Annotated in this window: 7 protein-coding genes and 1 pseudogene; 4 read left to right on the forward strand and 4 right to left on the reverse strand. The window is 37.9% G+C overall.

Annotated features, from left to right (window positions below; all coding sequences use genetic code 11):
• Positions 1-226: 226 nt before the first annotated feature.
• The 3 genes from BM098_RS12680 to yugI form a co-directional block, all read right to left on the reverse strand.
• Positions 227-1,261 (reverse strand): M20/M25/M40 family metallo-hydrolase, encoded by a 1,035-nt coding sequence (locus tag BM098_RS12680; protein ID WP_089833954.1) that lies wholly within the window; start codon positions 1,259-1,261, stop codon positions 227-229.
• Positions 1,262-1,432: 171 nt separating this feature from the next.
• Positions 1,433-2,779 carry a glucose-6-phosphate isomerase gene (locus BM098_RS12685; protein WP_089833942.1) on the reverse strand — a complete coding sequence of 449 codons (1,347 nt, stop codon included), beginning with the start codon at positions 2,777-2,779 and terminating at the stop codon, positions 1,433-1,435.
• 248 nt (positions 2,780-3,027) lie between these two features.
• Positions 3,028-3,408 carry a S1 domain-containing post-transcriptional regulator GSP13 gene (yugI, locus tag BM098_RS12690; protein ID WP_089833943.1) on the reverse strand — a complete coding sequence of 127 codons (381 nt, stop codon included), beginning with the start codon at positions 3,406-3,408 and terminating at the stop codon, positions 3,028-3,030.
• Between the two features lie 249 nt (positions 3,409-3,657).
• On the opposite strand from yugI, the gene BM098_RS12695 reads away from it, so the two are divergent.
• Positions 3,658-4,836 carry a MalY/PatB family protein gene (locus tag BM098_RS12695; RefSeq protein ID WP_089833945.1) on the forward strand — a complete coding sequence of 393 codons (1,179 nt, stop codon included), beginning with the start codon at positions 3,658-3,660 and terminating at the stop codon, positions 4,834-4,836.
• Between the two features lie 68 nt (positions 4,837-4,904).
• Here BM098_RS12695 and BM098_RS12700 read toward each other — a convergent pair whose 3' ends face one another.
• Positions 4,905-5,168, reverse strand: a complete 264-nt coding sequence (locus tag BM098_RS12700) for a phosphocarrier protein HPr (RefSeq protein WP_089833948.1) — start codon at positions 5,166-5,168, stop codon at positions 4,905-4,907.
• A gap of 254 nt (positions 5,169-5,422) precedes the next feature.
• On the opposite strand from BM098_RS12700, the gene deoD reads away from it, so the two are divergent.
• From deoD to tnpA, 3 genes and pseudogenes are all read left to right on the forward strand, one after another.
• Positions 5,423-6,130 (forward strand): purine-nucleoside phosphorylase, encoded by a 708-nt coding sequence (deoD, locus tag BM098_RS12705; protein WP_089833950.1) that lies wholly within the window; start codon positions 5,423-5,425, stop codon positions 6,128-6,130.
• A gap of 154 nt (positions 6,131-6,284) precedes the next feature.
• Positions 6,285-6,758: a divergent PAP2 family protein gene (locus BM098_RS12710; RefSeq protein WP_089833952.1), complete on the forward strand. Its 474-nt coding sequence runs from the start codon at positions 6,285-6,287 to the stop codon at positions 6,756-6,758.
• Positions 6,759-6,972: 214 nt separating this feature from the next.
• Positions 6,973-7,448, forward strand: a pseudogene (gene tnpA, locus BM098_RS13895) (IS200/IS605 family transposase); the annotation flags it as partial.

Consider the following 7,448-nt stretch of genomic DNA (forward strand, 5'->3'; position numbering starts at 1 on the left):
CATGTTTCAGCTGCATAAAAAGAGCCGAAACATGTGAAATATAAACTTGAAATTATTGGTTAAAACTTCTCACCAACACCATTTGACAAAGAACCAAAAATAATTGGAGGTTGTTCAGCATATTCTAATTATATTTATGCGACACTAGTGACCTAAAGTCTATTTTAAACGTTAAACACATTCGTAAAAAACCCTGCCACAATCATGATTGAGGCAGGGTTTTTATCTATTCATCTTCTAATGGATTTAAATTCTCTTCACCCGTCATATGAAGAATCCAATCGACGATTAAATCAATTTCTTCTTCAATATCCTTTATACTCGCCGTCTCAACAGGTGAGTGCATATAACGTAGCGGTAATGAAACTAAACTAACCGGCACGCCTTGGTTCGTTAACCGCATTTTATCGGCATCTGTCCCTGTCATCCGTGGTGTTAATTCATATTGCACATCCATATCTAAACGTTTAGCGGCCGCTTCTAACCACTGGTTGATTTTTCGGTTAATCGGCGCACCTTTGGCTAGGACTGGACCGCCATCAAGGGTGACATCTCCGTATTTATTTTTATTCACGTGCGGGTAGTCTGTCGCAAAAGTGACATCACACGCAATCGCAAGCGTTGGATTAATACCACTTGCTGCAAAGTAAGCTCCGCCCATGTTTGTTTCTTCATTGACCGTGCTCGCCGCATACACGCCAACATTTAAATCTTTTCCTTTTAGTTTGCGCAACACTTCTCCGACAATGAATTGCCCGGTACGATTATCAAGACCACGTCCAGTAATATAACGGTCCATTAATACATCAGGTGAACGATCATAGACAGCTAAATCACCAATTTGAACAAACGCACTGATTTCTTCTTTTGATTTAGCTCCGCAATCGATGTATAAGTCTTCTACGTCAAAGTCACCTTTGATCCCGCCATGGTGCTGGGCATTCACGCCGATTACACCGGTCAGAGTTTGATTAAAGCCTAAAACATTCACCCGCATGCCAATCGCCGCTTTTGGATTGACACCGCCCATTTTATCGAAGTATAAAAAGCCATTGTCATCAATCCGGTTAATGACGAGCGCAATTTCATCGCAGTGCCCCGCAAGTAAAATTTTAAAGTCTGCGTCTTTGTTTAATACTGCAATCGCATTACCGGCGTGATCAGTAATGATCTCATCCGCATACGGTTTCATGTAGTTGATCCACGTTTTTTGAATCGCCATTTCCATACTAGACGGAGATGGCGTTTTAAGTAAAGTCATTAAAAAATCTTGATTTTCTAACGTCAATTATAACGCCTCCTGTAACTTTTATTCGTTGTTTTCTTTTTTCGCTTATCCGAATAAGATAACCCTCTTGAATAGTATCGCTGCTTTAACGAAAAAAATCAAGGCGCCCTAAGACACCTTGATTTAAACTGTTAAATAACAAGATTACAAACGTTTTTCTAACGCTTTTTTCTCTTCTTCAAATCCTGGTTTACCAAGTAAAGCAAACATGTTCTTCTTGTATGCTTCAACACCTGGTTGATCAAATGGATTCACACCAAGTAAGTAACCACTAATGGCACACGCTTTTTCAAAGAAGTACGCTACATAACCGAATGTATAAGCATTTAATTCTGGTAAGTGAACAACTAAGTTAGGCACTTGACCATCAGTGTGAGCTAAAAGAGTACCTTGATAAGCTTTTTCATTCACAAAGTCAACAGTCTCACCTGCAAGGTAGTTCAAGCCATCTAAGTCCTGACTATCTTCTTCAATGGTTAAGTCGTGACGTGGTGATTCAACGTGAAGTACTGTTTCAAAAATATCACGACGTCCTTCTTGTACGTACTGACCTAATGAGTGAAGGTCCGTTGAGAAGTTAGCTGATGATGGGTAAATCCCTTTAAAGTCCTTCCCTTCACTCTCGCCGAATAATTGTTTCCACCACTCATTGAAGTATTGTAAGGCTGGTTCGTAGTTGATCAGCATTTCAATCGTCTTCCCTTTATTGTAAAGGACATTACGTACAGCTGCATATTGATAGGCAGGGTTTTTATCTAAGTCTGGTTCACTAAAGTCAACTTGCGCTTGGTGAGCCCCTTCCATCATGTCATCAATGTTCACACCACTTGCCGCAATTGGTAATAAACCAACCGCAGTTAATACTGAATAACGTCCACCGACATCGTCAGGAATAATAAAACTTTCATAACCTTGTTCTGTCGCAAGCGTTTTAAGTGCACCTCTTTCACGGTCTGTAGTGGCATAGATACGTGATTTCGCTTCTTCTACACCGTATTTATCTTCTAAGAACTTACGGAAGACACGGAAAGCAAGGGCTGGTTCTGTGGTTGTTCCACTCTTAGAGATAACGTTAACTGACACATCTTTATCTTTTAATAAATCAAAGAGCTCATACATGTAAGTTGAACTGATACTGTTACCTACAAAGATGACTTGTGGTGCTTTACGGTCTTCTTTATCAAGAAGGTTGTAAAATGAATGATTTAACATTTCAATCGCAGCACGTGACCCTAAGTAAGAACCACCAATTCCAATAACAAGTAATACATCAGAATCTGATTTGATTTTGTCCGCTGATTTTTTAATACGTGCAAATTCTTCTTTATCATAGTTCTCAGGTAAGTCTATCCATCCTAAATAGGCATTCCCTACACCTGTTTTATTATGTAACATATCATGCGCTAATTTAACAGGTTCTTTTAAATAGTCTAATTCATGCTTGCCAAAGAAAGCTAAAGCTTTGTCATACTCAAAACGTACGTGTGTCATTATTATCCCTCCACTTTTTAATTTAAACTTCTCTTCTAATTTACCTAAAAAACATTATGAAATCAAGTACAATCACGCGCGGAATGAAAAAACGTCAGTATTATCAGAAAAATCAGAGATAACGACAACGGCTAGTGAACATTCATTCAGCTAATTTGGGTTTAGGTGTAGTCAATAATCGTCGTGACTTCTGCCATTTATGGATTATAAAAAAGAGCAGGAACTATTGTCCTACTCTTTCGTTCTACTTATTTATTTTTACCAGATTGCTTTAACCATTCTTCTAACTTGTCTTTAAGCGTGTTAAATCCTTGTTCCTCTTGTTGAGGGGCATAAGATTGCTTCGCTTTGTTATTGTTGTTACGCGGTGCTTTTTGTTTTGGTGCTTCTTCAGTTGCACGAATTGATAAAGAATATTTGTTCTTTGCTTCATCAATTGAAAGAATTTTAACATTTACTTCATCGCCCACTTTAATATGATCGTTAATATCTTTAACGAATCCGTGAGTGATTTCTGAAATGTGAACCAAACCTTGTACTTGATCATCTAATGCAACGAATGCACCGTAAGGTTGAACACCCGTAACTTTCCCTTGTAATACTTGACCTTCAGTGAATTTTTCTGACATAATTACAACTCCTCATTTAATTTTGACAAATCTAAAACGACATACTGTCATTGGATTTACCGATAGCGTTTATACACAATTATTGATTTTACCACATGACCCCCTATTTTTACAAGCATTTACCCTTAACTTTATTGAGCGATTTTTCGATAGATGAATAAGCAACAAATAGTTAGAACTTACAAAGTGAATTATGTTATAATGCTACACAACCTAATACTGAATAGTTATTATGAGGAGGCTACATATATGGAAAATTTTAATACATTTTCTGACCGTAAAGGCACTCGGTCAGTTAAATGGGATAAAGTAGAAGAATTATACGGTTCAGAGGATGTTCAGCCACTATGGGTGGCCGATATGGATTTAGAAGTTGCATCACCCATTAAAAAAGCACTACAAGAGCGGGTCAACCATGGTATTTTTGGTTATACGTTCACAGATGAAGCACTCAATCAAGTGGTGATTCATTGGGTCAAAAGCCATCATAACTTTTACGTTCAATCAGATGAAATCGTCTATAGCCCAGGGGTTCTTGAAACCATTCATATGGCGATTTTAACCCAAACAGATGAGTTAGATAAAATCTTAATCCAAACACCGGTGTATCATCCTTTTCATCACATGATTAAACGGCACAACCGGACACTCGTCACCAGTCCTCTAATAAATACAGCGGGTCATTACACGATGGACTTTAACGATTTAGAAGAACAGTTTAAAACAGGTGTAAAGATGATGATTCTTTGCAGTCCTCACAACCCGATTGGGCGTGTGTGGACAATAGAAGAGTTAAAGCGCGTACTTGAACTTGCAGAAAAATATAATGTCTTAATTGTAGCAGATGAAATTCATGGGGATCTCATTTATCCTGGTCATAAGCACACACCAATTGCATCCCTTGATTTAGCAACAAATAATCAAATAATCACCTTGATGTCACCAACAAAAACATTTAACTTAGCTGGATTACAAATTTCTTACGCGGTGATTCCTGATAAGAAGATCCGCACACAAATTAAGAATGCCTTCGTTCGATTTGGCATTACAATGTTAAACCCACTTGGGATTGTCGCCCTTGAAACAGCTTATACTAAAGGCGAAGATTGGCTTAATCAGTTAACAGACTTACTCGCAACCAACAAAGCACTCGTTGAAACAACGCTTGAACCATATGATGGTGTAACTGTTACAAAAGCAGAGGGTACCTATTTACTCTGGCTCGACTTTAATGGTCTAGCTATGAGCCACGATGAGCTAAAAACGTGGATGGAACAAGACGCAGGCCTTGGTTTAAATAGCGGCATTGCCTTTGGTGAGAATGGGAGCGGCTTTATGCGGATGAATATTGCTAGCCCAACAGCTTATGTCAAAGAAGCGTTAAACAAGTTGACCCAAGCACTTGAAGAAAAGGCTAAGGATAAGTAGAAAAAAATAAAAAAGAAGCAGAACCGCTAAAGCGAGCGTCTGCTTCTTTTTTTTAGTATGCGAAGAAATTATTCGCCTAATTGTTCACGGATTGCAGCTGTAAGGCCTTCTATTGCTTGGTCTTCATCAGACCCTTCAACAGTGACTTTTATTTCAGCGCCTTTAGGTACACCTAAAGACATAACACCCATGATTGATTTTAAGTTAACCGCTTTACCATTGTAATGCATTTCCACGTGTGATTCGTACTGTCCTGCTTTGTTCACTAACAATGTCGCTGGACGCGCATGAATACCTGTGTCATCAGTAATTGTAAACGTTTGTTCTTTCACTATGATTCCTCCCATCTTCATAAATTCATTCATCACGGATGATGATGAATATATACTATTATATACGAAATTTACCATGAAATAAATAAGTTTACAAGCTTTATTATAACGTTTTCATTCTTTTAGTAAGAATTATCTAAGTTTATTTCGTTAACTTACATTTATTTCTAGTTAACGTTCGGATTTTCAGTTGTCTTTTTAGTTTTTTTATGATAACGTTATCTTATCAAATGAACCAAGGAGGCTGTTAAATTATGAGTACTCATATCGGAGCAAAACAAGGTGAGATTGCAGATAAAATTTTACTACCAGGGGATCCTTTACGCGCAAAATATATCGCTGAGAATTTTTTAGAGAACCCTGTGTGTTATAACGAGGTTCGCGGCATGTTAGGTTACACTGGGACGTATAAAGGTGAAAAAGTATCTGTTCAAGGAACAGGTATGGGGGTACCTTCTATCTCTATCTATATTAACGAACTGATGCAAGAATACGGTGTCCAAAAGCTTGTACGCGTTGGTACATGTGGCGCATTACAGAAAGATGTCAAAGTTAGAGACGTTATTCTCGCACAAGGTTCGACGTCCGACTCCCAGATGAACCGGATGACATTTGGCGGGATTGATTATGCCCCAATCGCCGACTTTGATTTACTAAAAAAAGCTTATGATACCGGTGTAGAGAAAGGATTGAAACTGCGCGTTGGTAACGTGTTCACGAGCGATAGCTTCTACCGCGATAATGCTTTAGATTTATTTAATAAATTAGCAGATTACCAAGTATTAGGCGTGGAAATGGAAACAACCGCTCTTTACACGCTGGCAGCAAAATATAACCGCCAAGCACTTTCTATTCTTACAGTATCCGACCATATTTTAACAGGTGAAGAAACAACCGCAGAGGAACGCCAAACAACCTTTAATGACATGATTGTTGTTGCATTAGACGCTGTTATTCAATAGTTTAGTTTGACACCTATCAAACATGAACACTTATCCCTATGATTTTATTGGGGTAAGTGTTTTTCTAGCTTAAAATCATTTCGGTGACGAACATATTGACGCTATGTTATACTAGAAAATATTAATCGACAGAGACAGAAGGGATCGATCAAGCGTGACTATCTTTCATAACTTTCCATTAATGACTGCTTTGTTTGCGATTTTTTTCGCTCAAGGCGTCAAAGTACCGATTCATTTCATTGCTACACGCGAATTTAAACTTGGTCTTGCCTTTAGTACAGGCGGCATGCCAAGTAGTCATTCAGCAGCCGTAACAGCTGTGACAACAGGTATTGGTATTGAACACGGTGTTACTTCAGGCTTATTTGCAGCATCTGTTATTTTTAGTATTATTATTATGTTTGATGCCACTGGAATTCGTCGCCAAGCTGGTGAACAAGCGATTGTATTAAATATGTTAGTGAAAGACTTTCAATACTTTGTAGACGAAGCCAAAGTGTGGACAAAAAAGAAGGAATATGAGCGAAGAAAAGAATTAAAAGAACTACTCGGTCATCAGCCGATTGAAGTGTTTTTCGGTGGATTGACAGGGATTATCTTAGCTTTCTTAATGTATCCACTTTTTTAAAACTACAAATAAAAGCTGTCGCTCCTATTCTTTAGGGTGATAGCTTTTTTAACGTACTTCAGAAAGAAGTCTCCCTCTTCAAGCGTGTGAAGGGCGTAGCCCAACGGTAAGGGGGAGATGAATGTCGGTTGGGAGATAGCCCAAAGTTTTTTCTTTTGTCTTTATTCTCAATATGATATAATCAGTCTTATAAAACACAAGGGCTGATGTAATAGTGAAACTAGACAGTAATAATCATTCAGTGTTCTCAATGTATTACCATCTTGTATTAGTCGTGAAGTATCGAAGGAAAGTCATAGATGATACGATTTCAGACTATGCCAAAGATAAATTTGTGTCATTGAGTGAAAAATATAATATCACATTGGTCGAATGGCATCACGATATTGACCATGTTCATATTTTGTTCAAAGCACAACCAAATAGTGAATGATCAAAATTCATCAATGCCTATAAAAGTGCCAGTTCAAGACTCATTAAGAAGGATTTCCCTCATGTTCGTAAAAAGAAAGGTTCTTCAAATTGGGACAAACAACTTATTCGAGTAGCTAAAATTCAAGAGAAGGTCGCCAATCAGCGTAAGAATTTCCTTCACCATAAATCAAAAGCATTAGTAACAAATTATGATGCGGTTGTGATTGAAGATTTAGATATGATAGGGATGTCACAAGCGCTAAAGTTTGGTAAAAG

Source organism: Halolactibacillus halophilus (genome assembly GCF_900115605.1).
Taxonomy (GTDB): Bacteria; Bacillota; Bacilli; order Bacillales; family Amphibacillaceae; genus Halolactibacillus; species Halolactibacillus halophilus.

Bases quoted from the DNA above. Each gene is read 5' to 3' on its own strand.
- BM098_RS12685 (WP_089833942.1), bottom strand. From the start codon at position 2,779: ATGACACACGTACGTTTTGAGTATGACAAAGCTTTAGCTTTCTTTGGC.
- yugI (WP_089833943.1), bottom strand. From the start codon at position 3,408: ATGTCAGAAAAATTCACTGAAGGTCAAGTATTACAAGGGAAAGTTACG.
- BM098_RS12680 (WP_089833954.1), bottom strand. From the start codon at position 1,261: ATGACTTTACTTAAAACGCCATCTCCGTCTAGTATGGAAATGGCGATT.
- deoD (WP_089833950.1), top strand. From the start codon at position 5,423: ATGAGTACTCATATCGGAGCAAAACAAGGTGAGATTGCAGATAAAATT.
- BM098_RS12695 (WP_089833945.1), top strand. From the start codon at position 3,658: ATGGAAAATTTTAATACATTTTCTGACCGTAAAGGCACTCGGTCAGTT.